Origin of the sequence: Kocuria sp. UCD-OTCP, assembly GCF_000349605.1 — a bacterium.
GTDB classification, from domain to species: domain Bacteria; phylum Actinomycetota; class Actinomycetes; order Actinomycetales; family Micrococcaceae; genus Kocuria; species Kocuria rosea.
On sequence record NZ_AOSQ01000001.1, the window covers coordinates 1 to 23191 of the forward strand.

General features: G+C 73.3%; 24 protein-coding genes and 2 riboswitches. Of the genes, 15 read left to right on the forward strand and 9 right to left on the reverse strand.

Annotated features, from left to right (window positions below; translation table 11 throughout):
- Nucleotides 1-363 precede the first annotated feature (363 nt).
- The 5 genes from H488_RS19370 to H488_RS19390 are packed head-to-tail and all read left to right on the forward strand — an operon-like array spanning nt 364 to nt 3611.
- Nucleotides 364-1869, forward strand: coding sequence for a monovalent cation/H+ antiporter subunit D family protein (locus H488_RS19370; protein WP_017831715.1), 1506 nt, complete (start codon nt 364-366; stop codon nt 1867-1869).
- Nucleotides 1866-2285: a Na+/H+ antiporter subunit E gene (locus H488_RS19375; protein WP_017831716.1), complete on the forward strand. Its 420-nt coding sequence runs from the start codon at nt 1866-1868 to the stop codon at nt 2283-2285. The genes H488_RS19370 and H488_RS19375 overlap by 4 nt, the downstream gene beginning before the upstream one ends.
- Nucleotides 2282-2539 (forward strand): monovalent cation/H+ antiporter complex subunit F, encoded by a 258-nt coding sequence (locus H488_RS19380; RefSeq protein ID WP_017831717.1) that lies wholly within the window; start codon nt 2282-2284, stop codon nt 2537-2539. The genes H488_RS19375 and H488_RS19380 overlap by 4 nt, the downstream gene beginning before the upstream one ends.
- A 2-nt stretch (nt 2540-2541) precedes the next feature.
- Nucleotides 2542-2937: a monovalent cation/H(+) antiporter subunit G gene (gene mnhG, locus H488_RS19385; protein ID WP_237740394.1), complete on the forward strand. Its 396-nt coding sequence runs from the start codon at nt 2542-2544 to the stop codon at nt 2935-2937.
- Complete coding sequence (locus H488_RS19390) at nt 2934-3611, forward strand: MOSC domain-containing protein (protein ID WP_017831719.1); 678 nt, start codon at nt 2934-2936, stop codon at nt 3609-3611. The genes mnhG and H488_RS19390 overlap by 4 nt, the downstream gene beginning before the upstream one ends.
- Nucleotides 3612-3621: 10 nt before the next feature.
- On the opposite strand, the gene H488_RS19395 is transcribed toward H488_RS19390, so the two are convergent.
- Complete coding sequence (locus tag H488_RS19395) at nt 3622-4314, reverse strand: hypothetical protein (protein WP_017831720.1); 693 nt, start codon at nt 4312-4314, stop codon at nt 3622-3624.
- A 73-nt stretch (nt 4315-4387) separates the two neighbouring features.
- Here H488_RS19395 and H488_RS19400 point away from each other — a divergent pair, with 73 nt between their 5' ends.
- The 4 genes from H488_RS19400 to H488_RS19415 all read left to right on the forward strand — a co-directional run bounded on the left by H488_RS19400 (nt 4388) and on the right by H488_RS19415 (nt 8085).
- On the forward strand, nt 4388-4876 hold the full coding sequence (locus H488_RS19400) for a MarR family winged helix-turn-helix transcriptional regulator (RefSeq protein WP_017831721.1): 489 nt from the start codon (nt 4388-4390) through the stop codon (nt 4874-4876).
- 61 nt (nt 4877-4937) lie between these two features.
- Entirely contained in the window at nt 4938-5429 is a 492-nt protein-coding gene (locus H488_RS19405; protein ID WP_081615660.1) for a DoxX family protein, read from the forward strand.
- Between the two features lie 235 nt (nt 5430-5664).
- A complete protein-coding gene (locus H488_RS19410; RefSeq protein ID WP_051063693.1) occupies nt 5665-7512 on the forward strand; it encodes an ABC transporter ATP-binding protein in 1848 nt (615 codons plus the stop codon).
- Nucleotides 7513-7515: 3 nt separating this feature from the next.
- A complete protein-coding gene (locus H488_RS19415; RefSeq protein WP_017831724.1) occupies nt 7516-8085 on the forward strand; it encodes a DUF421 domain-containing protein in 570 nt (189 codons plus the stop codon).
- A 15-nt stretch (nt 8086-8100) separates the two neighbouring features.
- Here the strand turns inward: H488_RS19415 and H488_RS19420 are convergent, their stop codons facing one another.
- Nucleotides 8101-9108, reverse strand: coding sequence for an AsnC family protein (locus H488_RS19420; RefSeq protein ID WP_017831725.1), 1008 nt, complete (start codon nt 9106-9108; stop codon nt 8101-8103).
- Nucleotides 9109-9270: 162 nt separating this feature from the next.
- On the opposite strand from H488_RS19420, the gene H488_RS19425 reads away from it, so the two are divergent.
- Genes H488_RS19425 through H488_RS19435 form a run of 3 tightly spaced genes read left to right on the forward strand, consistent with a single transcriptional unit; the run spans nt 9271 to nt 12092 of the window.
- Nucleotides 9271-10026 (forward strand): DUF5058 family protein, encoded by a 756-nt coding sequence (locus H488_RS19425; protein WP_017831726.1) that lies wholly within the window; start codon nt 9271-9273, stop codon nt 10024-10026.
- Nucleotides 10027-10084: 58 nt separating this feature from the next.
- Nucleotides 10085-10837, forward strand: coding sequence for a hypothetical protein (locus H488_RS19430; protein WP_017831727.1), 753 nt, complete (start codon nt 10085-10087; stop codon nt 10835-10837).
- Between the two features lie 28 nt (nt 10838-10865).
- Nucleotides 10866-12092: an amidohydrolase gene (locus tag H488_RS19435; RefSeq protein WP_017831728.1), complete on the forward strand. Its 1227-nt coding sequence runs from the start codon at nt 10866-10868 to the stop codon at nt 12090-12092.
- 25 nt (nt 12093-12117) lie between these two features.
- On the opposite strand, the gene H488_RS19440 is transcribed toward H488_RS19435, so the two are convergent.
- The 7 genes from H488_RS19440 to H488_RS19470 form a co-directional block, all read right to left on the reverse strand.
- Nucleotides 12118-13212: an SDR family oxidoreductase gene (locus H488_RS19440; RefSeq protein ID WP_017831729.1), complete on the reverse strand. Its 1095-nt coding sequence runs from the start codon at nt 13210-13212 to the stop codon at nt 12118-12120.
- A 91-nt stretch (nt 13213-13303) separates the two neighbouring features.
- Entirely contained in the window at nt 13304-14734 is a 1431-nt protein-coding gene (locus H488_RS19445) for an L-serine ammonia-lyase (protein WP_017831730.1), read from the reverse strand.
- A 173-nt stretch (nt 14735-14907) separates the two neighbouring features.
- Complete coding sequence (gcvH, locus tag H488_RS19450) at nt 14908-15285, reverse strand: glycine cleavage system protein GcvH (RefSeq protein ID WP_017831731.1); 378 nt, start codon at nt 15283-15285, stop codon at nt 14908-14910.
- A gap of 67 nt (nt 15286-15352) precedes the next feature.
- Complete coding sequence (gcvT, locus tag H488_RS19455) at nt 15353-16474, reverse strand: glycine cleavage system aminomethyltransferase GcvT (RefSeq protein WP_017831732.1); 1122 nt, start codon at nt 16472-16474, stop codon at nt 15353-15355.
- Nucleotides 16475-16505: 31 nt separating this feature from the next.
- Nucleotides 16506-19376: an aminomethyl-transferring glycine dehydrogenase gene (gene gcvP, locus H488_RS19460; protein ID WP_017831733.1), complete on the reverse strand. Its 2871-nt coding sequence runs from the start codon at nt 19374-19376 to the stop codon at nt 16506-16508.
- Nucleotides 19377-19426: 50 nt separating this feature from the next.
- A riboswitch (glycine riboswitch) is annotated at nt 19427-19527 on the reverse strand.
- Nucleotides 19528-19630: riboswitch (glycine riboswitch) on the reverse strand. It abuts the riboswitch before it with no gap.
- 108 nt (nt 19631-19738) lie between these two features.
- Nucleotides 19739-19975, reverse strand: a complete 237-nt coding sequence (locus H488_RS19465) for a DUF6953 family protein (protein WP_017831734.1) — start codon at nt 19973-19975, stop codon at nt 19739-19741.
- A gap of 49 nt (nt 19976-20024) precedes the next feature.
- A complete protein-coding gene (locus H488_RS19470; RefSeq protein ID WP_017831735.1) occupies nt 20025-20552 on the reverse strand; it encodes a 2'-5' RNA ligase family protein in 528 nt (175 codons plus the stop codon).
- Nucleotides 20553-20671: 119 nt separating this feature from the next.
- On the opposite strand from H488_RS19470, the gene H488_RS19475 reads away from it, so the two are divergent.
- The 3 genes from H488_RS19475 to H488_RS19485 are packed head-to-tail and all read left to right on the forward strand — an operon-like array spanning nt 20672 to nt 23120.
- Nucleotides 20672-21781 (forward strand): ABC transporter ATP-binding protein, encoded by a 1110-nt coding sequence (locus tag H488_RS19475; RefSeq protein ID WP_017831736.1) that lies wholly within the window; start codon nt 20672-20674, stop codon nt 21779-21781.
- Nucleotides 21778-22452, forward strand: a complete 675-nt coding sequence (locus tag H488_RS19480) for an ABC transporter permease (RefSeq protein WP_017831737.1) — start codon at nt 21778-21780, stop codon at nt 22450-22452. Before H488_RS19475 ends, H488_RS19480 begins: the two co-directional genes overlap by 4 nt.
- A complete protein-coding gene (locus H488_RS19485) occupies nt 22449-23120 on the forward strand; it encodes an ABC transporter permease (RefSeq protein WP_017831738.1) in 672 nt (223 codons plus the stop codon). The genes H488_RS19480 and H488_RS19485 overlap by 4 nt, the downstream gene beginning before the upstream one ends.
- Nucleotides 23121-23191 lie beyond the last annotated feature (71 nt).

Consider the following 23191-nt stretch of genomic DNA (forward strand, 5'->3'; position numbering starts at 1 on the left):
GCCCGGCTCGACGCGCTGTGCGCCGGCTACGGCGTGGCCCACCGGCGTGCGGCCGGCGTCGCCGAGCTCGAGCAGGCGCTCGCCGCGCCCGTGCGGGGGCGCTCGGTCCTGGAGGTCGTGGCGGACGTGACTGGAGTTCAGACGTGTGCTCTTCCGATCTTCGACCACGAGGAACGCGCCCATCGCCAGGAGCGCGACCGCCGCCACGAGGTGGCCCACGCCCACGGAGCGGTGGTAGCCGTAGGGGTGGCGGGGCGTAGGGCGCCGGCCGGCGACGCGGACCGCCACGAGGAAGGCGAGGGGCGGCAGGAACGAGAGCGAGTCCTCGATCCAGGCGAAAATCATTTCGAAAAGTGGTCGCGCATGAGCGCGGACCTGATCCCGTTCTTCGTCATCGTCCCGCTGCTGGCCGCCGGTCTGCTGGTGCTCGCCGGCGGCTCCGGGCGGATCGGCAAGGCGGGGCTGCTCGCCGTCCTCGGGGCGGACGTGGTGTGGGCCGTGTGGCTCGTGGCCACCCTCCTGGACGGCGGCACCGTGCTGGCCCACCGGATCAGCGGCTGGCCCGCCGGCATCGCCATCCCCTTCGCGGCCGATCTGTTCACCGCCCTCATGCTCACCGCGACCGGCTTCGTGACCCTGGTCAGCTCCTGGTTCGGGGTGGTCTCGGGGCAGGCGGAGAAGCGCTACTTCGGCCCCCTGGTGCTCGTGCTCACGGCCGGCTTCAACGGAGCCCTGCTCACGGCGGACCTGTTCAACCTGTTCGTGTTCATCGAGGTCATGCTCGTGCCGTCCTACGCGCTGATCATCCTGGCCCACCGCGGCCGGGGACGGCTGATGCAGGTCACGTCCTCGCGGATCTACGTGAGCGTCAACCTGCTGGCCTCCACGATCTTCCTCGCGGGGGTGGGGCTCGTCTACGGCACGGCCGGCACCGTGAACCTCGCCGAGCTGGCGGGCCGGGCCGCGGAGTCCACCGCCGTGGCCGTGTCGGTCGCCGTTGCTCTCACCGCCCTGGCCGTGAAGGCGGCGGTGGTCCCCGTGCACGGGTGGCTGGCGCGCACCTATCCCTTCATGTCGCCCACCGTCACCGCCCTGTTCTCGGGGCTGCACACGAAGATCGCGGTCTACGCGATCTACCGGATCTACGCCGTGATCTTCGACGGCGCGGAGCAGTACCTGTGGATCGGGCTGGTGGTCTTCACCGTCTCGATGGTGGTCGGTGTGCTCGGCGCCGTGGGGGAGCGGGACGCGCGGGCGATCCTCGCCTACTCCACCGTGAGCCAGATCGGCTACATCCTGCTGGGCGTCGCCCTGTTCGGGGCCGCCGGACTCACCGCGGGCATCTTCTTCCTGCTGCACCACACGGTGGTGAAGGTGTCCCTGTTCCTGTCCACCGGTGCGGTGGAGATCGCCTACGGGCGGCAGCCGCTGGGCGAGGTCACGGGACTGCTGCGGCGGGAGCCGCTCACCGCCGTGGTGTTCTTCGCCGCCGCCATGTCCCTGACCGGCATCCCGCCGTTCTCGGGGTTCGTGGCCAAGCTGGCGCTGATCCTGGCCGCGTTCGAGGAGCAGCAGGTCGTGGTGGCCCTCGTGGCGGTCGGCGTCAGCCTGTTCACGCTCCTGTACCTGCTCAAGATCTGGGGGAAGATGTTCCTGGGGAATCCGGAGGACTCGTCGAGCGAGGTCGTCGCCGCGGACGGCACGAAGGAGCGCCGCATCCCGGTGGGCCTCATCGCACCGGCCCTCGTCCTGGCGGTCGTCACCCTCGTCCTCGGTGTGGGCGGTGAGCTGCTGCTGGGCGTCGCCGCCACGGCGGCGGACGGGCTCGTGGACACGAGCGCGTTCGTGGAGGCGGTGGTGAACTCGTGAAGTGGTTGACCTGGCCGCTGCGCCTGATCGGCTTCCTGCTCTGGTACGCCTGGGAGCTGGTCCTCTCCAACGCCGCGGTGACCCGCGACGTGCTCACCCCGGGTCAGGGGTCCTCGCCCATCGTGGTCCGCTACCGGACCCGGTGCCGCAGCGAGTTCGAGACGGTCCTGCTCAGCGTGCTCATCACCCTGACCCCTGGGACCCTGACCCTGGCCACCGTGGCCCGGACCCGTGGCGGCGCGGACGGTCCCGCGGTCGACGTGGGCACGGGGGACGACGGGGCTCCGGGCACGGAGGGCTACGACATCTTCGTGCACGCCATGTACTCGGACGGACCGCAGGACGCCCGGTCGGGCCTGCGAGAGATGGAGACCCACATGCTGAACGGCATCCGACCGGGAGGGGGACCCCGATGATCGGCATCCTCTTCGGCGTGCTGGTGCTCGCCGCCTCCGTCCTCGTCGCGGGGGTGCGGATGTTCCGCGGCCCCAACGACGCCAACCGGGCCATCGCCGCGGACCTGCTGTTCTCCTCCGTGGTGGGGCTCATCGCCCTGTTCGGCGTGCTGGCGATGAGCCCTCCGGTCTTCGACCTGGTCCTCATCGCCACCCTCGTGGGCTTCCTGGCGACCCTGTCCCTGGCACGCGCACTGACCAAGGGAAGGCGGTGACCGTGGACTTCGACCCGATCATGCACGACACCCTGTGGATGAGCGTGGTGGGACAGGCGTTCATCGTCCTGGGCTCGCTGATCTTCCTCAGCGCCACGGTGGGGATCACCCGGTTCCCCGACCTCTACACCCGGTCCTCGGCGGTCGCCACGGCCACGGGCCTCGGCGTCTCGTTCGTCCTCACCGGGGCGTTCTTCTTCCTGCCCGGCGTGGAGAACGCGGTGAAGCTGATCGTCGCGGTGGTCCTGCAACTGGTGACCTCGGCCGTGGGCAGCATGGCGCTGGCCCGCTCCGGGTACCTCATCGGCTCCGCGGTCTACTCCCCGACCCACCACAACGAGCTGGAGGAGCGCACCGAGGACGAGGCCGGCCGCCCCGGCGAGGACGTCCGGCCGTGACCGGACGCGTGCACAGCGTCAACGTGGGACGGTCCGGGGTCAACCCCGCCCGGCCGAACCGCGCCACCGGCATCCGCAAGCGCCCCGTGGACGGACCGGTGGAGGTCCGCGACCCGGGCCCCCGCAGGGGTGGTGTCGGCTCTGGCCTGGCCGGGGACTTCATCGGGGACGGCAAGTACCACGGCGGCACGGACCAGGCGGTGTACGCGTTCGCGCGCGAGGAGCTGGACTTCTGGGCGCAGGAGCTGGGGCGGGAGATCCCCGACGGCTCCTTCGGGGAGAACCTCACGCTCTCGGGCGTCGACGTCGACGACGCGCGGCTGGGCGACGTCTGGCGCATCGGCGGGGTGCTGCTGCAGGTCACGGACGCCCGCATCCCCTGCGGCACGTTCCGCGCGAGCATGGAGGTGCGCGGCTGGCTGCGCCGCTTCACGGAGCGGGGCCGCTCCGGGGCCTACCTCAAGGTCCTGGAGCCGGGCACGCTGCGGGCCGGTCTGCCGGTCGAGCTCGTCCGCCGCGCCGGGCACGGGGTGGGCGTGGCGGACGCCTTCCGCGCCCAGACCACGGAGCGGCACCGGATGCCGGAGCTGCTCCGGGCGGGCGAGGACCTGTGCGACCAGCTCCGGCTGCGGGTCGAGAAGGAGCAGCGGGCGGCCGGCCGGCGCGACGAGTGAGCCGCCGCCCTCAGTTGAGGGCTGCGCCCCGGTAGACCTGCGCGACCTGCTCCTCGGAGAGCCGGGTGTCGATCACGGTGGTGCCCTCCGGGTCGTCGCGCAGGAAGCGGACGGGCCCGTGCGAGCCGGTCTCCAGGAGGAGCGCGGCGTCGGCGTCGTACAGGGCCTCCACGGAGGTGCTGAAGCGGTCCCCCCGCACCGGGGTCACGGACAGCTCCAGCCGGGCACGGACCCGGCCGCCGTCCGTCGCCGCGTCCGCCGCCGTGCTCCCGCCCGTGCTCCCGCCCGTGCGCCCGGCGGCGGACGCGTCCTCGGCGACCGGCTCGAGGGCGACCTCCCGGACGACGCCCACGCCGTGCTCCACGACGTTCGCCAGGCGGGCGCCCAGCCGGCCCTGCGCGGTGCTGAAGGCGCGCTTGAGCCGGGCCGTCCACCACAGGGCCGTGGCCACCAGCACCACGGCGACGAGGGCGAGGTAGAGCACCGAGCCGGACCGGGACCACTGCTGCCACAGCAGGACCACGGCGAGCGCGGTCAGCACCGGGACCACCAGCAGCAGCGACGTGCCCAGGCGCTCGCCCAGGGAGGGGCGGTCGGGCGCCCCGTCCTCGCCGGGAGCGGTGCGCAGCCGCCGCATGACCTGGACGTCGAAGTCGCGGTCGTCCGCGGGTACGGGCCGGGGCCAGGTGCCGAGGGAGTCCATGGGTTCCATTATGGGGCGCGCTCGGCGGACGCGTTCCCATGAGGCGTCAAGGATCGGCTCGTAGAATCGGGCCATGACCGAGACCCGATGGCTGTCCCCCGAGGAGCGCGAGGCCTGGCTGGCGCTCGTCTCCATCATGTTCACGCTGCCCGGCAGCATCGAGTCCCAGCTGCAGGCGGAGGCGGACCTCAGCCTGGCCGAGTACCTGGTGCTCGCGATGCTCTCGGAGGCCCCCGACCGGCGCCGGCGCATGTCGGACCTCGCGGCGGCCACCAACACCTCCCAGTCCCGGTTGTCCCGGATCGTCGCGCGTCTCGAGCGGGACGGCCTGGTGGTGCGCGCCGGTGGGGAGCAGGACAAGCGGGTGGTGCTCGCGGAGATCACCGACCGCGGCCTGGAGCGGGTCCAGCAGGTGGCCCCGGGCCACGTGGAGCACGTCCGGCGGACGGTGATCGACCGGCTGACGCCGGTGCAGGTCCAGCAGCTCGCGCTGATCGGCCGCATGGTCGACGACGCCGCGGCCGGCCCCACGGCCCGGGGACTGGCCTCGGACCAGCCGTGACACCGGGCCCCCTTCACCTAGAAGCTTGACACGGAAAGTATCTGCCCCCTACTGTGGTGACATGTCCACAACACAGGTGCCGCAGCGCACGTCCTCCGCCCGTTCCTCCGCCCCCACCGTCCCCACCGCCGACTCTTCGGCCGCGACCCTCGGCCTGACCGTCCTGCGCGTCGTCCTCGGCACCACGTTCCTCCTGCACGGCTGGCAGAAGGTCACCGAGTGGACCGTCGCCGGCACCCAGGCCTCCTTCGCCCAGATGGGCGTCCCGGCGGCCGAGCTCGCCGCGCCCGTCGCGGCCGTCCTCGAGCTCGTGGGCGGGCTGATGCTCCTCCTGGGGCTCGGCACCCGCGTGGTCGCCGCCCTGCTCGCCCTGACCATGCTGGGCGCCCTCGTGCTGGTGCACCTTCCCGCGGGCTTCTTCGCCGCCGACGGCGGGGTCGAGCTCGTCCTGCTCCTCGCCGCCGCGTCCGTCCTCTTCGTCCTGGCCGGTGCCGGCCGCTGGTCGCTGGACCACCTGGTCGCGGCGCGGCGCCGCGGGTCCGCCCGGGCCTGACCCCTCCCGCGCCGGAGCGACCCGCCCCCGCCCGCAGCATCCTGCGGCGCGGGGGCCCGTCGTCGTCCGGCGCTCCGTCGGCGGGCCGCGGCGGGCGGGCGCGGACGTGTCGGCGCGGCCGCGTAAAATCGGTGGCGGCGCGGCGCGCACGACCACCACGGTGCCGCGTCTGGTGCAGCGCGGGCGATCCCCGCAGATCGGGGTTGGCCGCATGAGCATGCAGAACTCGCCGTACATGGTGCTGTGGCGCACCGTCCAGGGCCAGGACGTCAAGGACCGGAAGATCGACCGGGGCACGCTCCGGCGCATCGTCGTCTTCGCGCGCCCGCACAAGACCAGGCTCACGGTGTTCCTGGTGATCTCGGTGCTCACGGCGCTGCTGGGCGTGGTCACCCCGATCCTGGCCGGCGACGTGGTCCGTGCGATCAACGCCGGGGACGCGGTCTCCGTGGTGGTATGGCTCGCGGTGGCCATCGCCGCCGTGGCGGTCGTGGACGCGGGGCTGAGCATCCTCAACCGGTGGCTCTCCTCTCTGATCGGCGAGGGGCTCATCCTGGACCTGCGCACCGCCGTCTACGACCACGTGCAGCGGATGCCGATCGCCTTCTTCACCCGCACGCGCACCGGGGCCCTGGTCTCCCGGCTCAACAACGACGTCATCGGCGCCCAGCGGGCGTTCTCCAACACGCTCTCCGGCGTGGTGAGCAACATCGTCTCCCTGATCCTGACCGTCGTCGTCATGGTCTCGATCTCGTGGCAGGTCACCGCGCTGTCCGTGCTGCTGCTGCCGATCTTCCTGGTCCCGGCCCGGGCCATGGGCGGGCGCCTGGCGAACCTCCAGCGGGAGGCGGCCCAGCACAACGCGTCCATGTCCACGCAGATGACCGAACGGTTCTCCGCCGGCGGCGCCACCCTGGTCAAGCTCTTCGGCCGGCCCGACGCCGAGGCCGCCGAGTTCGCCCGCCGTGCCGGCCGCGTCCGGGACATCGGCGTGCGGGTGGCGATGCTGCAGACCGTGTTCGTCACGGCCCTGACGCTGGTCTCGGCGCTCGCCCTGGCGCTCGTCTACGGGCTCGGCGGCGCGCAGGCGATCCTCGGCAACCTGGACGCCGGCGCGGTCGTGACCCTCGCCCTGCTCCTCACCCGGCTGTACACCCCGCTGACCATGCTCGCGAACGCCCGGATGGACGTCATGAGCGCCGTGGTGAGCTTCGAGCGGGTCTTCGAGATCCTCGACCTCGTCCCCCTGATCCAGGAGCGGCCCGGGGCCCGGTCGCTGCCCGCCGGGCCCGCGTCGGTGGAGTTCGACGACGTCCGGTTCGCCTACCCCTCCGCCGAGGAGGTCTCGCTCGCCTCGCTCGAGGACGTCGCGGTGCTCGACACCAGGGGCGGCGAGGAGGTGCTGCACGGCGTGGGCTTCACCGTCCTGCCGGGGCAGACGGTGGCCCTCGTGGGGTCCTCCGGCGCGGGCAAGTCGACGATCGCCCAGCTCGTGGCCCGGCTCTACGACGTCACCTCGGGAGCGGTCCGGATCGGGGGCACGGACGTGCGGGACGCCACCTTCGCCTCGCTGCGGGAGACCATCGGGATGGTCACCCAGGACGGGCACCTGTTCCACGAGTCGATCCGGGACAACCTCGCCCTGGTGAAGCCGGAGGCCACGGACGAGCAGCTGTGGGACGCGCTGGCCCGGGCCCGCATGGAGCACGTGATCCGCTCCCTCCCGGACGGGCTGGACACCGTGGTGGGCGAGCGCGGCTACCGGCTCTCCGGCGGCGAGCGGCAGCGGCTGACCATCGCCCGCCTGCTGCTCGCGGCCCCGCGCGTGGTGATCCTCGACGAGGCCACCTCGGCGCTGGACTCCACCAACGAGGCCTACGTCCAGGCGGCACTGGGCGAGGCGATGGAAGGGCGCACCGCCCTGGTCATCGCCCACCGGCTCTCGACCATCCGCTCCGCCGACCAGATCCTGGTGGTCGAGGACGGCCGGATCGTGGAGCGGGGCCGGCACGCCGAGCTCCTCGCCGTGAGCGGGCGCTACGCGGAGCTCTACGAGACCCAGTTCGCGGACCAGGAGGTCTGACCGGTGCTCGACGACGCCGTGGCGCGCCTCGGCGTGGACGCCCCGGGGGCGCTGGCGGTGGTGGCCTCGGCGGTGGGGATCTACCTGGCGTTCCTGCTCATGGTGCGGGTCCTGGGGCAGCGCGTGCTGTCCCGGCTGTCGACCTTCGACGCGGTCGTGGTGGTCATGCTCGGTGCCGTGGCCGGGCGCGCGGTCCTGGGGGACACGCCCACGCTCGCCGCGGGCGTGCTGGGGCTCGGCACGCTGTTCGCGCTCGAGGCGGGCTTCGGCCGGCTCCGCGCGGGGATCCGCGTGTCGGCGCTGATGAACAACCGGGCGGTGCTGCTGATGGCCGGCGAGCGGGTCCTGGAGGCCAACCTCCGCCGGGTCCACGTGGTGGAGTCCGAGCTCTTCGGTGCGCTGCGGGGCGCCGGGGTGCGCAGCCCCGACGAGGTCGCGTGCGTGGTCTTCGAGGCCGCCGGCACGATCAGCGTCCTCCGGCGCGGCACGCCGGTCGACCCCCGGCTGCTCGAGGGCGTCCGGGACGCCCACCTGGTCCCGGCGGACCTCCTGCGGGAGCCGGGCCGGGGCTGAGGACCGCGCACGGCGTCACGGGGCGGCCGGGCCGAGCTCGGTCACCACCTCGCCGGTCGCGGTCGAGTCGTCGCGCAGCATCCAGCCCATGCGCTTGTGGGTCCGCACCCCCACGTCGGACTCGACCACCTGGACCCCCGGCGCGGCGGCCTGCAGCTCCGCCTCCACGTCGAAGATGTCCCCGGGGGTGCGCAGCCAGAGCAGGAAGGTGAGGTTGGTGTCGCCCGTGGTCGAGGCGCACAGGCGCAGCGTCCGGTGGGAGCGCAGGCAGCGCACGGCCGCCTCGAGCTGCGCCGGCGGCACCCGGACGTACCACTGGCAGGACACCGGGTAGCTGGAGTGCTGCTGGGCCAGTTCGCAGCGGAGAGCCACGAGGCCGGTCTCGAGCGCCTGGCGCAGGTGCCGGGCCGCCGTCGTCGGGTGGGTCCCGGTCGCGGCGGCGATCTGCGCGGCGGTGGCCCGCCCGTCGGCCTGGAGCACGGCCGTCATCTCCTCGAGGTGGGCGGGGACGGCGCCGTGCGGGCGGTGCGCCTCCGAGCGCAGTGCGCTCACGCGGCGCTGCTGCTCCGGGGAAAGCACGTCCAGGCGCCAGTTGCTGCCGATGGCGTGGAGCCGGGTGGCCACCGTGAGCTGGGCCCGCAGGATCGCCGGATCGGCGCGCACCAGCGGCAGCACGTCCCGGGTCATCTGCTCCCAGCTGCGGGTGAGGACGGTGAGCCGGACGTCCCAGGCGCGCGCGGACTCCTCCACGGTGCCGATCTCCGGGACGGCGCACAGCCGCTCCAGCACCTCCGCCCGGCGGCCCGGGCGGCACTCGAGGCCGATGAAGGTGGCGCAGCCCTGCGTGCCGGAGGTGCCCAGGTGGGCGGTGACCCAGCTGCGGCCGTCGGCCCGGAGCCGGTCCCAGCGGGCGGCCAGCGTGGTGGGATGGCGGCCGAGCGCGGCCCCCAGCTGGGTCCAGGACGCCCGCGGTGCGATCTGCAGGGCGTGCACGAGCTCGAGGTCCTCCGGTGGCAGCTCCATGCTCGTCCCTTCGGTCGAGAGTGCATTCGGTGCAGTTTATCGAAGATCTCCAATGAGAGTGATCGGCGTCACGTCACGCTCGGAGCAGATGTCCGCCGGCGACGGACTCCTCGTGGCCCCGCCTCTCCTTCCCCGCCGATCCGACCACCTCCGGGAGTTCCCATGAACCTGCGCACCGCTGTCGACGGCGCCTCCACCGACATCCTGTCCGTGGCCAACCTGCCCGTGCTGTGGATCTGCGCCCTCGGCGTCTTCGCCGTCATCGTCGTGCAGACCGTCATCTACGTCCGGGCCGCCCGTGTGGCGGCCCCCGCCGCCGGGGTGAGCCCGGCGGAGCTGAGGACCTCCTTCCGCGCCGGGGCGGTCTCGGCGATCGGGCCGTCCCTGGCCGTGGCCCTGGTGGCCGTCGCGCTGCTGACCGTCTTCGGCGCTCCCGCCGTGCTGGTGCGGATCGGGCTGATCGGGTCGGTGTCCTTCGAGACCGGTGCGGCCAGCATCGCCGCGGGAACCATGGGGGCCGACCTGGGCGGCCCGACGTACACGCAGGGCGTCTTCGCCGTGGCGTTCATGGCGATGAGCCTGGGCGGGGCGATGTGGATGCTCGCCACGCTGGTCCTCACCCCGCTGCTCAAGCGCGGCGACGTCAGCCTGCGCAAGGTCAACCCCGCCGTGATGACCGTGGTCCCCGGGGCGGCCCTGCTCGGGGCGTTCTTCGCCCTCGGGCTCGGGGAGCTGCCGAAGTCGGGCAACCACGTGGTGGCCTTCCTCGCCTCCGCGGCCGTGATGGCGGTGTGCCTGGGCATCGCCAAGGCCCTCCGGGCGCAGTGGATCCGCGAGTGGGCGCTGGGCATCGCCATCCTGACCGCGCTGGTCGTCACCTACGCCACCGTCGGCGCCGGCGTCTTCCCGACCGCCTGAGACCGTCCCCGAGCCCGTGCCCGAGACCGTGCGTCAGACCCACCGAAGGACTTCTGCCATGACCACCGTGAACCCCGCCGCCGTCCCCGCCCTGGAGCAGTTCGACGCGACCACCGCCCGCTGGGGCCGGCTGACGATGATCGCCGGGCTGCTCTTCGCCCTGGCCGGCCCCGCCTACCTCGTGCTCTTCTCCGGCCTGGACGTGGACCAGGCCCGAATCTGGACCGCCCTGCTGGCCATCGCCGGCACCTTCGGGGTGCTCTGGATCGTGGAGCCGCTGACCTACTACCCGATCCTGGGCCAGGCCTCGATGTACCAGGCCTTCATGATCGGCAACATCTCCAACAAGCTGCTGCCCTCGGCGCTGATCGCCCAGTCCGCCATCGGCGCGAAGCCCGGCACCCGCCGCGGGGAGCTGGCGGCGGTGATGGCCATCAGCGGAGCGGCCATGGTGCACCTGGTCTCGCTGCTCGTCCTGGTCGGTCTCCTGGGCTCCTGGCTGGTGAGCGTCGTGCCCGCCGACGTCGTCGCCGTGGTCCAGACCTACATCCTGCCCTCGGTGCTGGGCGCGGTGCTCGTGCAGGCCGTCGTCTCGACCCGCAACCTGCGGATGACGGTGATCGCCGGCGTCGTCGCCGCGGCCGTCGTGTTCCTGCTGGTGCCGACCGTGCCCACCCTGGCGTTCTTCGGCACCGCCATCGCGGTGATCGCCACCGCTGTGCTGGCATGGTTCCTGCGCGACAGGTCGGCCGAGGCCGATCCCGTCGCGCCCCAGCCGGAGGCCTCCTCCGACGACCTCCGCATCGGCTAGCACCGTTCTCCCGAAAGGACCCCGCACCATGAGCACCACCACGGACCTCCAGCTGACCGACGACCTGCGCCGGCGGATGCACCTGCTGTACCGCGAGCTGCACGCCCACCCGGAGCTGTCCATGCAGGAGCACGCCACCGCAGCCCTGCTCGAGCAGCGGCTCACCGCCCTGGGCATCGAGAACTTCCGCTGCGGCGGCACCGGGGTGGTCGGGGTGCTGCGCAACGGGGACGGGCCCACGGTGGCCTTCCGCGCCGACACCGACGGCCTGCCCCTGGCCGAGGACACCGGTCTGGACTACGCCAGCACCGCCACCGGGCGGCTGGAGGACGGCACCGAGGTCCCCGTGATGCACGGGTGCGGCCACGACACGCACATGACCGCCCTGCTGACGGCCGCCGAGCTGCTGGCCGGCGCGCGGGAGGCCTGGGCCGGGACCGTGGTGCTGATCTTCCAGCCCGGGGAGGAGACCGCCGCCGGCGCCCGGGCGATGCTCGAGGACGGGCTGTGGGAGCGGGCGCCGCTGCCGGAGGTCGTCCTCGGCCAGCACGTGATGCCCTCCCGGGCCGGCACGGTCAGCTGGGCTGCGGGGGACGTCATGGCGATGGCCGACTCCTGGCGGGTCACCGTCCACGGCAAGGGGGCCCACGCGTCCCAGCCGCAGGACGCCACCGACCCGATCGTGCTCGGGGCGCACATGATCACCCGGATCCAGACCATCGTCTCCCGCGAGATCGACGCGCGCCGGGCCGCGGTGGTCACCGTGGCGACCTTCCACGGCGGGCTCAAGGAGAACATCATCCCGGCCTCGGCCGAGTTCACGCTCAACGTGCGCACCTTCGACCCCGCCGTCCGGGACCACGTCCTGGGCGCGCTGCGGCGCATCATCGCCGCGGAGGCGGCGGCCTCGGGGGCCCCGGAGCCCACCATCGAGGAGCTCTCGACCTTCCCCCGCAACTACAACGACCCGGCGGCCACCGCTGCTCTCGTCGAGCGCTTCCGCGAGGTGCTGGGGGAGGACAACGTGGTGGAGGTCGAACCGATGATGGGCTCGGAGGACTTCGGGGCCCTCGGCGCGGCGATCGGGGTGCCCTCGGTGTTCTGGATGTTCGGCGGCCACGACGGAGCCGTCCTCGAGGGGGAGGGACCCGTGCCGGTGAACCACTCGCCGTTCTTCGCCCCGGCGATCGAGCCGACGCTCTCCACCGGGGTGCGGACCGCCCTCACCGCGATCCTCTCCCGCGTGGGCGGCTGACCCCTCCCGGGTCCCTGTCTGGGGGTCAGGGGATGATGTGCTCGGCCCGGTAGCGGTCGAAGAGGCCGGTGAAGCAGTCCCGGGTGCGGCGGTAGCCGGTGAACCCGGCCAGCCGGCTCTTGCTCATGTCGGCGACCACCTCGATGGGCCGGCCGAGGTCGGCGTCGGTGTGCCACCAGGAGGCCACGCGGGCGAGGTCGGGCTCCGCGAGCCCGTGCTCGGCGACGATCCGGGCCCAGACGTCCTCGGCGCCGCGCATCTGCTGCTCCAGCGGCCGCGGTGCGTCCTGGTAGCCCTCCCACTCGAGTCCGAACCAGTCGGCCAGCGCCGGCCACATCCGGCGCCAGCGGAAGACGTCGCCGTTGACCACGTTGTAGGCCTCGTTGCCGGCGGCCTCCTCGGTGGCGGCCCAGACCATGTGCTCGGCCAGCAGGGACCCGTCGGTCATGTCGGTCAGGCTGTTCCACTGGACCTCGGAGCCGGGGAACACGAACGGGCGGCCCGTCTCCCGGCAGATCGCCGCCTGCGCGGCCAGGGTCAGCCCCATGTTCATGGCGTTGCCCACCGCGTGGCCGATGACCGTGTGCGCCCGGTGCACGGACCAGCGGAAGCCCTGGCGGCCGGCGGCCGCCCAGAGCTCGTCCTCCTGGGCGTAGTAGAAGTTCTCCACCGGCAGGCGCGGCTCCTCCTCGAGGAAGGGGGTGTCGGGCATGTCCCCCTTGCCGTAGGCCTCGAAGGGGCCCAGGTAGTGCTTGAGCCCGGTCATCAGCGCCACGTGCTCCACCGGGGCATGGGCCAGGGCGGCCAGGAGGTTGCGGACCATCCCGGCGTTGACCTCGATGTTCTCCTTCTCGGTGGCCTGGCGGGACCAGGCGGTGAAGAACACGTGCGTGGGCCGCTCCCCGGCCAGGGCCGCGGCCAGGCTCTCGGGGGAGCGGAGGTCGGCGCCGAGGTGCCGGGCCGAGCTGCCGGGGACGGGGTTGCGGGAGAGGGCGAGCACGTCCCAGTCCTCGGTGCGGGTCAGCTGCTCGACGATCGCCGAACCGGCGATGCCGCTGGCCCCCACCACCAGGGCGGTGGGACGCTGCGGGGAACGGGTGTCCTGGGCGGGGGCTGTCACGGTGCGGTCTCGTCTCCTCGGTGGGTGCCAACGCTGCTCGCCGGTCCGCACGGACAGGACCGTCCGGGCCGACGGGTTCAGCGTCTCACGGTCAGCACTCCACGACGTTCACGGCGAGTCCGCCCAGGGCGGTCTCCTTGTACTTGTGGCTCATGTCCCTGCCGGTCTCGCGCATGGTCACGATGACCTCGTCGAGGCTGACCCGGTGGGTGCCGTCGCCCCACATCGCCATCTTGGCGGCGTTGATCGCCTTGGCCGCGGCGATCGCGTTGCGCTCGATGCAGGGGATCTGCACCAGTCCGCCGATGGGGTCGCAGGTCAGCCCGAGGTTGTGCTCCATGGCGATCTCCGCGGCGTTCTCCACCTGGGCCGGGGTCCCGTCCAGGACCTCGGCGAGGCCGGCGGCGGCCATCGAGGAGGCGGAGCCGACCTCGCCCTGGCACCCCACCTCGGCCCCGGAGATCGAGGCCTGCTCCTTGTAGAGCACCCCGACCGCCCCGGCCGTGAGCAGGAAGCGGACCACGATGTCCCGCCGGGCGGCCGCGAGCGCCTCGGGGCCCTTCGCGGCGGCGGCGCGGGCGGCGGGGGAGTAGTGGGTGGCGTAGAACAGCACCGCCGGGATGATGCCGGCCGCCCCGTTGGTGGGGGCGGTGACCACGCGTCCGCCGGAGGCGTTCTCCTCGTTGACCGCCAGGGCCACGAGGTTCACCCACTCCGGCCAGAAGCCCGGGTCCCGGTCCGGGTCCTCGGTGCGCAGGCGCCGGTGCCACTCGGGGGCGCGGCGGGCCACGTTCAGCCCGCCCGGCAGCGGGCCGGTGCGCCGGAGGCTGGAGTCCTTGCACTCCTCCATCACGGTCCAGATGTGCAGCAGCTGCTGCCGGATCTCGTCCTCGTCGCGCCAGGTCCGCTCGTTGGCCAGCATCACCCCGCTGATCGGCAGGCCGGTGCGCTCGCAGTGGGCCAGCAGCTGTGCGGCGGTGCGGAAGGGGTGGGGCACCTGGGCGCTGGCGGCGTCCAGCTCGGCCGCGGCGGCGCCCTCCTGGCCCTCGCGGACGATGAAGCCGCCGCCCACGGAGAACCAGGTCTCGTCGGCCAGCACGGCGCCGGAGGCGTCCAGGGCCTGGAAGCGCATGCCGTTGGTGTGCCGCTCCAGGACGGTCAGCGGGTGCTGCACCATGTCCTCGACCCGGTAGGGGAGGTCCTTGCGCTGCCCGAGGGCCGCGCACAGCCGCAGCGTCCCGGTCTCGGCGAGGTCGGCGAGCCGCTCGTCCACCTCGGCGGGCAGCACGGTCTCGGGGTCGTAGCCCTCCAGGCCGAGCAGGATCGCGGTGAAGGTGCCGTGGCCCCGGCCGGTCGCGGCCAGCGACCCGTAGACGTCCACGCGCAGGTCCGCGGTGAGCTCCAGCAGCCCGTCCCCGGTCAGGGTCTCGGCGAAGCGCCGTGCGGCGCGCATGGGGCCGACGGTGTGGGAGCTCGAGGGGCCGATGCCCACGGTGAACAGTTCGAAGACGCTGATGGCCATGACGGTGATGCTCCAAAGGAGGTGGTGCCCCGGTGCGGGGCGGTGGTGGGTGGAACGGTCGTGGTGCGGGCCGGGACCCGGCCCGCACCACGGTCCTCGACGGTACCCGGGCGCGGCCGGTGCTCAGCCCTCGCCCAGGGTCCCGACGTCCTGCTGCGCTCGTGGGGGCGTGCTCAGGCCTGGTCCTCCTGGGCCTGCTCGTACTGCTCCGCGGTGAGCAGCTCGCCCTCGTCGGTGACCTCCACGGTGAACAGCCAGCCGTCCCCGTACGGGTCGGAGTTCACCAGCCCGGGCTCGTCGACGACGGCCGCGTTGACGTCCACCACCGTGCCGGAGACCGGGGCGAAGAGCTCGGAGACGGACTTGGTGGACTCCACCTCGCCGCAGACCTCGCCGGCGGTCACGGTGGAACCGGCCTCGGGCAGGTCGAGGTAGACGACGTCGCCGAGGGCGTCGACGGCGATCGCGGACAGGCCGACCTTCACGGGGGAGGACTCGTCCACCCACTCGTGCTCGGCGGAGTAGCGCAGGTGGGACGGGATGTTGCTCATGATCGAGAACCTTTCAGCAGGAGGGGAGGACGACTGGTGGTGGAACGGGCTGCCGGAGCCGGCCGGGTCACTGCCCGCGCTGGTAGAACGGCAGGGACACGACCTCGAACGGGACCGGCTTGCCGCGCAGGTCGACCTGCACCTCGGTGCCGGGCTCGGCGTGCGCGTTGTCGACGTAGGCCATGGCGATGGGGTAGCCCAGGGTCGGGCTGAGCGCCCCCGAGGTGACCTCGCCGACGACCTCGCCGTCCACGCTGATCGGGTAGTGGCCGCGGGCCGCGCGCCGGCCCTCGCCCCGCAGACCGACCAGCTTGCGATCCGTCCCGGCGCCCCTGCGGGCCTCCAGGGCCGTGCGGCCCACGAAGTCCTCCTCCTTCTTGAAGGAGACGACCGGGCCGAGACCGGCCTCGTAGGGGGTGAGGTTCAGGGTGAGCTCCTGGCCGTAGAGCGGCATCCCGGCCTCCAGGCGCAGGGAGTCGCGGCAGGCGAGGCCGCAGGGGACGAGCCCGTGGCCCTGCCCGGCCTCCAGGAGCTTCCGCCACAGGGACACCGCCTGGGCGTCGGGCACGTAGAGCTCGAACCCGTCCTCCCCGGTGTAACCGGTGCGGGCGAGCAGCACGTCGGTCCCGGCGACGGTGACCGGCGCGGCCGAGTAGTACTTCAGCTCGGCGACCAGCTCCTGCTGCTCGGCGGGGACGAGCTCCTGCAGGATCGCCTGCGCGGCGGGGCCCTGGACGGCGACCAGCGAGGTGTCGGCGGACTCGTCGGCCACGGTGACGTCGAAGCCGGCGGCCCGCTCCTGGAGGGCGGCGAGCACGGTCGGCGCGTTGCCGGCGTTGGGCACCACCAGGTACTCCTGCTCGGCCAGCCGATAGCTGATCAGGTCGTCGATGATCCCGCCCTCGGGGGTGCAGATGAGGGAGTACTTGGCCCGGCCCACGGCGATGGCGGCGAGGTTGCCCACCAGGGCCGTGTTCAGGAAGGCCGCCGCGTCCGGGCCGGTCACCCGGATCTCCCCCATGTGGGAGAGGTCGAACAGACCGGCGGCGGTGCGCACGGCGCGGTGCTCGGCCAGCTCTGAGCCGTACTTCAGGGGCATGTCCCAGCCGCCGAAGTCGGTGAAGGACGCCCCCAGCGCGGCGTGCTCGTCGTGCAGGGCGGTGTGGCGGGAGGTGGTGCTGACGCTCATGTCGTGCCTTTCGTGGCGGTGCGGTGCCGGATCAGTTCTCGAAGGCCTCGGGGGCCGGGCAGGAGCAGATCAGGTTGCGGTCCCCGGCGGCGCCGTCGATGCGGCCCACCGGCGGGAAGTACTTGTCCTGGCGCAGCTCCGGGACGGGGAAGGCGCCCTGCTCGCGGGGATAGCGGCGGTCCCAGTCGCTCGCGGCCACGACCTCGGCGGTGTGCGGGGCGTGGCGCAGGGGGCTGTCCTCGGCGCTGAGCTCACCGCGGGCGACCTGCTCGATCTCCTCGCGGATGGTGGTCATCGCGGTGATGAACCGGTCGATCTCGGCGAGGTCCTCGGACTCGGTCGGCTCGACCATCAGCGTCCCGGCCACCGGGAAGGAGAGGGTCGGGGCGTGGAACCCGAAGTCGATCAGCCGCTTGGCCACGTCCTCGGCGGTCACCTTGGTGCGGGCCGTGAGCGGTCGCAGGTCCAGGATGCACTCGTGGGCGACCAGCCCGTTGTTGCCGGTGTAGAGCACCGGGTAGTGCTCGTCGAGCGCGGCGGCGACGTAGTTCGCCGTCAGGAGCGCGGTCTGCGTGGCCCGGGTGAGGCCGTCGCCGCCCATCATCGCGATGTAGGCCCAGGAGATCGGCAGCACGCCGGCCGAGCCGAACATCGTGGCGGAGATCGGCGCGCCGGACTCCCCGTCCGCCTCGGCGCGGGTGGCGTCGCCGGGCAGGAAGGGGGCCAGGTGCGCGGCCACCGCCACGGGGCCCACGCCGGGCCCGCCGCCGCCGTGCGGGATGCAGAAGGTCTTGTGCAGGTTCAGGTGGGAGACGTCCCCGCCGAACTTCCCCGGCTGGGCCAGCCCGACCAGGGCGTTGAGGTTGGCCCCGTCGAGGTACACCTGCCCGCCGGCGGCGTGGACGGCGTCGCAGACCTGGCGCACGTCGGCGTCGTAGACCCCGTGGGTGGAGGGGTACGTGATCATGATGGCGGCCAGCTGGTCGCGGTGGGCCTCGATCTTCGCCTCGAGGTCGGCGTGGTCGATCGTGCCGTCGGTGGCCGTCTTCACCACGACGACCTTCATGCCGGCCAGGACCGCGGAGGCGGCATTGGTGCCGTGGGCCGAGGCGGGGATGAGGCACACGGTGCGCTGCTCCTCGCCGCGGGACCGGTGGTAGCCGCGGATGGCCAGCAGGCCCGCCAGCTCGCCCTGGGAACCGGCGTTGGGCTGGAGGGACACGGCCGCGTAGCCGGTGATCTCCTCCAGGCGGCCCTCCAGGTCGGCGATCAGCTCGCGCCAGCCGGTGGTCTGGTGGGCCGGGGCCAGCGGGTGGATCGAGGCGAACTCGGGCCAGCTCATGGCCGCCATCTCGGCGGTGGCGTTGAGCTTCATGGTGCAGGAGCCCAGCGGGATCATCGTCCGGTCCAGGGCCAGGTCCCGGTTCTCCAGGCGCCGCAGGTAGCGCAGCATCTGCGTCTCGGAGCGGTGGGTGGAGAACACCGGGTGGGTGAGGAACTCCGTGGTGCGCCGCAGCCCGGCGTCCAGCTCCGGGCCGCGCGGCCCGGCGGCGACCGCCGCGGCGGCGTCCGCCACGCCGAAGGCCTCGGCGACGAGCACGAGGTGCTGCTCCGTGGTCGCCTCGTCGCAGGAGATCCCCACGTGGTCGGCGTCGACGAGCCGCAGGTTCACGCCGCGGCCCTCGGCCGCGCGGACCACCTGCTCCGCCCGGCCGGGGACCCGCACGGTGAGGGTGTCGAAGAACTGCTCCGCGACGAGCTCGTGGCCGGCGCCCTGCAGCACGGTGGCCAGGGTGCGGGCGAGGCCGTGCACGCGCCGGGCGATGGCCTTCAGCCCCTCCGGGCCGTGGTAGACGGCGTACATGCCGGCCACGACGGCCAGCAGCGCCTGAGCGGTGCAGATGTTGGAGGTGGCCTTCTCCCGGCGGATGTGCTGCTCGCGCGTCTGCAGCGCCAGGCGGTAGGCGGCCCGTCCCGTGGCGTCCTTGGAGACGCCCACCAGGCGGCCGGGCAGGTTGCGCTCCAGGCCGGAGCGCACCGCCATGTAGGCGGCGTGCGGGCCGCCGAAGAACAGGGGGACCCCGAAGCGCTGGGAGGAGCCCACCGCGATGTCCGCGCCCTGCTCGCCGGGCGGGGTGATCAGGGTCAGGGCCAGCAGGTCGGCCGCGACCGTGACCATCGCCCCGCGCTCCTTGGCCTCGGCGATCACCGCGGCGTGGTCGACGACCCGCCCGGAGACCCCGGGCTGCTGCAGGACCACGCCGGTGATCTCGCCCTCGGGCAGGCCCGCCGTCAGATCGGCGACCTGCACGGCGAAGCCCAGCGCCTCGGCGCGGGCCAGCACCACGGCCAGGGTCTGCGGCAGGATGTCGGCGTCGACCACGATCGCGCCGTTGCCGCGGGCCTTGTTGGCCCGGCGCATCAGGAGCACGGCCTCGACCACCGCCGTGGCCTCGTCCAGCAGCGAGGCGTTGGCCACCGGCAGCCCCGTGAGGTCGGAGACCATGGTCTGGAAGTTCAGCAGCGCCTCGAGGCGGCCCTGGGAGATCTCGGGCTGGTAGGGGGTGTAGGCGGTGTACCAGCCCGGGGACTCCAGCACGTTGCGCAGGATCACCGGGGGCGTGTGGGTGTCGTAGTAGCCCTGCCCGATCATCTGCACGGCCGTGGTGTTGCGGTCCGCGAAGGCGCGCAGCTGCTCGAGCACCTCCTGCTCGCTGAGCGCCGCGGGCAGGTCCAGAGGGGTGTTCTGCCGGATGTCGGCGGGCACGGCGGCGTCCGCCAGGTCGTCGAGGCTGGTGCGGCCCACGCGGGCGAGCATGGTCCGGACGGCGTCGGAGCCGGCACCGATGTGCCGGTCGGCGAAGACGGTGGTCGGGGACGTGGTGGCGAGCTGGATCGTCATGAGGAACTCCCGGGTGCTGCACGCCAGGGCGGCGTGGATCGGTTCGAGTTCCTCCCCGCTCTGTCTGGGACCTGAGAGATTCCGCGGCCGTGGAGCCGCTTGCACCGTCGGTGAGTCCGGCGACGCGCGCCGGGCTGCTTTCCAGAGTTGCCGATCCGTGGTGGTACGGGGGCCTGAGAGTTTCCTGGGGAGGAATTGCTCCTACGGCGCCCGCCGGTCCGAGTGCACCGGCGGGACTCTCCCACCACAGCTCATGGGCGTCTTCTGCTCCTAGGATAGCCGGAGCCGGAAAGAGGTGTCCACCGTCACGCGGGGAGCCCCGGCCGTGCCGGGGGAGCCGCCCGGCGGATCGGCCCGGCGGCTCAGCTCTTGAGGGACCAGAAGCGGCGGTCGCGGTCCCACTGCACCGTGCCGCCGTGGGCCTTGCGGAACTCCGCGAGGACCTCCTTGCTGATCCCGGTGTGCCCGTTCTCCAGGGTCCGGACCCACTCGGGGCCGAAGGTCCCGGGGATGTCCTGGACGGCCTGGTCCTGGGACAGTCGTCCCTCGGTCCGGATGCGGTCGATCATCCAGGTGGCGATGTCCTGTGCGCTCGTCATGATCCGAGCCTACGCGGCTCCGCACCCGTCGCCGGCACGGGGCCGGACCTCAGGCCAGCTGCACCACGGTGCGGGCGTCCGCGTCCCAGCGGCGCAGCGCCACGGCGCGCAGCGGCTCGGGGTGCGGGGCGAGGACGTCGAGCGCGGCGGCCACCTGCTCCGGGCGCATCCGGCGCGCCAGGGTGATGTGCGGCGTCCAGGCCCCGGGGAAGGAGGTGCGCGCCTGCCCGGGGACCGAGCCCACGGCGTCGCAGACCCGCCGGTGCAGCTCGAGCAGCTCGGGGGTGGTCACGACCTGGCGGACCACCACGTAGCCGCCCCGGCCCGGACCGAACAGCAGCACGCCCGCGCTGGTCAGCGGCAGGTCCACGAACCCGGCGGCCGCGGCGACCCGCTCGTCGACCCCCGGCACGGTCTCCGGGGCCAGGGACGGGGCGGCCACCAGGGTGATGTGGGGGCGGTTGGACTCGGAGCGGTGCCGGCCGGAGCTGGGCAGTCCCGCCTCGGCCAGCCGGTCCCAGTCCGCGCGCACGGCCGCCTCGGCGTCCTCGCCGAGCAGCAGCTCCAGGCTGTGCACCGTCCACCTCCTCGCGCGTCGGCCGGCGGTCCCGCGGGATCCGCCTCCGGTGGACGCGAGTCTAGCGGGGCGTCCGCCGTGCTTGCCTATACTGGCCGGACGGCAACGGGAGGATCTCCATGACCGACATCGCGATCCGTTTCGAGGGCGCCGGCAAGACGTACCCGGACGGGACCACGGCCGTCGAGGCCCTCGACCTCGAGATCCCCCGCGGGTCCCTCACCGTGTTCGTGGGACCCTCCGGCTGCGGCAAGACCACCTCCCTGCGGATGATCAACCGCATGGTGGAGCCCACCTCCGGCTCCGTCACGGTCGAGGGCCGTGACGTCACGTCCGTGCCCGCCCACGAGCTGCGCCGCTCCATGGGCTACGTCATGCAGCAGTCGGGCCTCCTGCCGCACCGGACCGTGGTGGACAACATCGCGACCGTCCCGCGGCTCAACGGCGTGCCGAGGAAGCAGGCGCGGGAGCGGGCCCGCGAGCTGCTGAGCACCGTGGGGCTCGCCGAGGCCCTGGGCTCCCGCTACCCCTCCCAGCTCTCGGGCGGTCAGCAGCAGCGCGTGGGCGTGGCCCGGGCGCTCGCCGCCGACCCGCCGGTCCTGCTCATGGACGAGCCGTTCTCCGCCGTGGACCCCGTGGTGCGCCAGGACCTGCAGCGCGAGCTGCTGGACCTCCAGCGCCGGCTGCACCGCACCATCGTGTTCGTCACCCACGACATCGACGAGGCGATCCTGCTCGGCAACCGGGTGGCCGTCTTCGCCACCGGCGGGCGGCTGGCGCAGTACGCCACCCCGGAGGAGCTGCTGCGCGCGCCCGCCGACGACTTCGTGGCGGACTTCGTGGGCCGGGACCGCGGCTTCCGCTCCCTGACCTTCGACTCGGCCCACGACATCCCCGTGCACCCGGTGGCCACCGTGCGCCCGGACGGCACCCAGGGCGTGGCCGGCACCGGGGACGGGCCCGTCCCCGACGGGTGGACGCTGCGGGTCGACGACGACGGCGCCCCCCGCGGCTGGGTGCGGCCCGGCGCGGAGGACGACCCCGTGGTCGGCGGCACCCTGCACCGGCCCGGCAGCTCCCTGCGCAGCGCCCTGGACGCGGCCCTGTCCTCGCCGTCGGGCCTCGCCGTGGTCGTCGACGACGACGGCCGGGCGGTCGGGATCATGCAGCCGGGGGAGATCATCGCGGCCATCGAGGACGCGCGGCTCGGCGGGCGGACGCCCCGATGAATTGGACGAGCCGGAACTGGCCCTACGTCCTGGAGCTCACGGGCACGCACCTCGTCCAGTCGGTGCTGCCCCTGCTGCTCGGCGCCCTCGTCGCCGTCCCGGTGGCGCGGCTCGCCGCCCGCAACCGCACGCTGCGCCCGGTGCTCGTCACGGGCTCCTCCCTGCTCTACACCATCCCCTCCCTGACCCTGTTCGTGGTGCTGCCCCTGCTCCTCGGCACGCAGATCACCTCGGTGGTGAACGTGGTCGTGGCGCTGACCGTCTACGTCGTGGCCATCCTGGTGCGCTCCTCCGTGGACGCCTTCGAGTCCGTGGACCGCGACATCCTGCAGGCCTCCACCGCGATGGGCTACCGCCCGCTGCGGCGCTTCTTCGCGGTCGAGCTGCCGCTCGCGGTGCCCGTGCTGGTCGCCGGGCTGCGGGTCGCCTCCGTCAGCAACATCTCCATGGTCAGCGTGGGAGCGGTGATCGGCGTGCAGTCCCTCGGCACCCTGTTCACCGACGGGCTGCGCCGGTCCATCCTCGAGGAGATCGCGGTGGGCATCGTCCTGACCGTGGTCCTGGCGGTGCTCATGGACCTCGTGCTGCGGGGGGCCGGCCGCGCCCTGACGCGCTGGCAGCGGGCGGGCACGGCCCCGGTCCCGCGCGTGCGCAGAGGAGCGGTCGCGTGAGCCTCGCCGGCGGCGCCCTGGAGTGGCTGACCGATCCCGAGAACTGGTCCGGGGCCGGCGGCATCCCCGTCCGGCTGCTGGAGCACCTGACGTACAGCGGCGTGACGATGGCCGTGGCCCTGGCCGTGGCGGTCCCCCTGGGCCTGTGGGTGGGGCACACGGGGCGCGGCTCCGGCGTCGTCGTCGGCCTGGCCGGGGCGCTGCGCGCCCTGCCCACGCTGGGCCTGCTCACCCTCTTCACCCTGCTGCTCGGGCTCGGACTGGTGCCGCCGATCATCGCGCTCGTCCTGCTCGCGATCCCCCCGATCCTGTCGGGGGCCTACGCGGGGGTCGCGAACGTGTCCCCGGCCCTCAAGGACGCCGGGGCGGCGATGGGGATGACCGGGAGCCAGGTGCTGACCCGCGTGGAGGTGCCCAACGCCCTGCCCGTGATCCTGGGCGGGGTCCGCAACGCCGCCCTGCAGGTCGTGGCGACCGTGACCGTGGTCGCCTACATCAACCTCGGCGGCCTCGGCCGCTACCTCATCGACGGCCTCGCCGTGCGCGACTACGACCGGATGCTCGGCTCCGTGGTGCTCGTGGCGGTCCTCGCGCTCGTCGTGGACGCCGTCCTGGCCCTGGCCCAGCGGCTGTCCACCTCGCCGGGGCTGCGCCTCGCCGCTCCCTGACCCACCGCTGCCCCTGACCCCCGTCCTCCCGAGCCCCACCGTCCTCCGTGCCACCGACCGACAGGAGAACC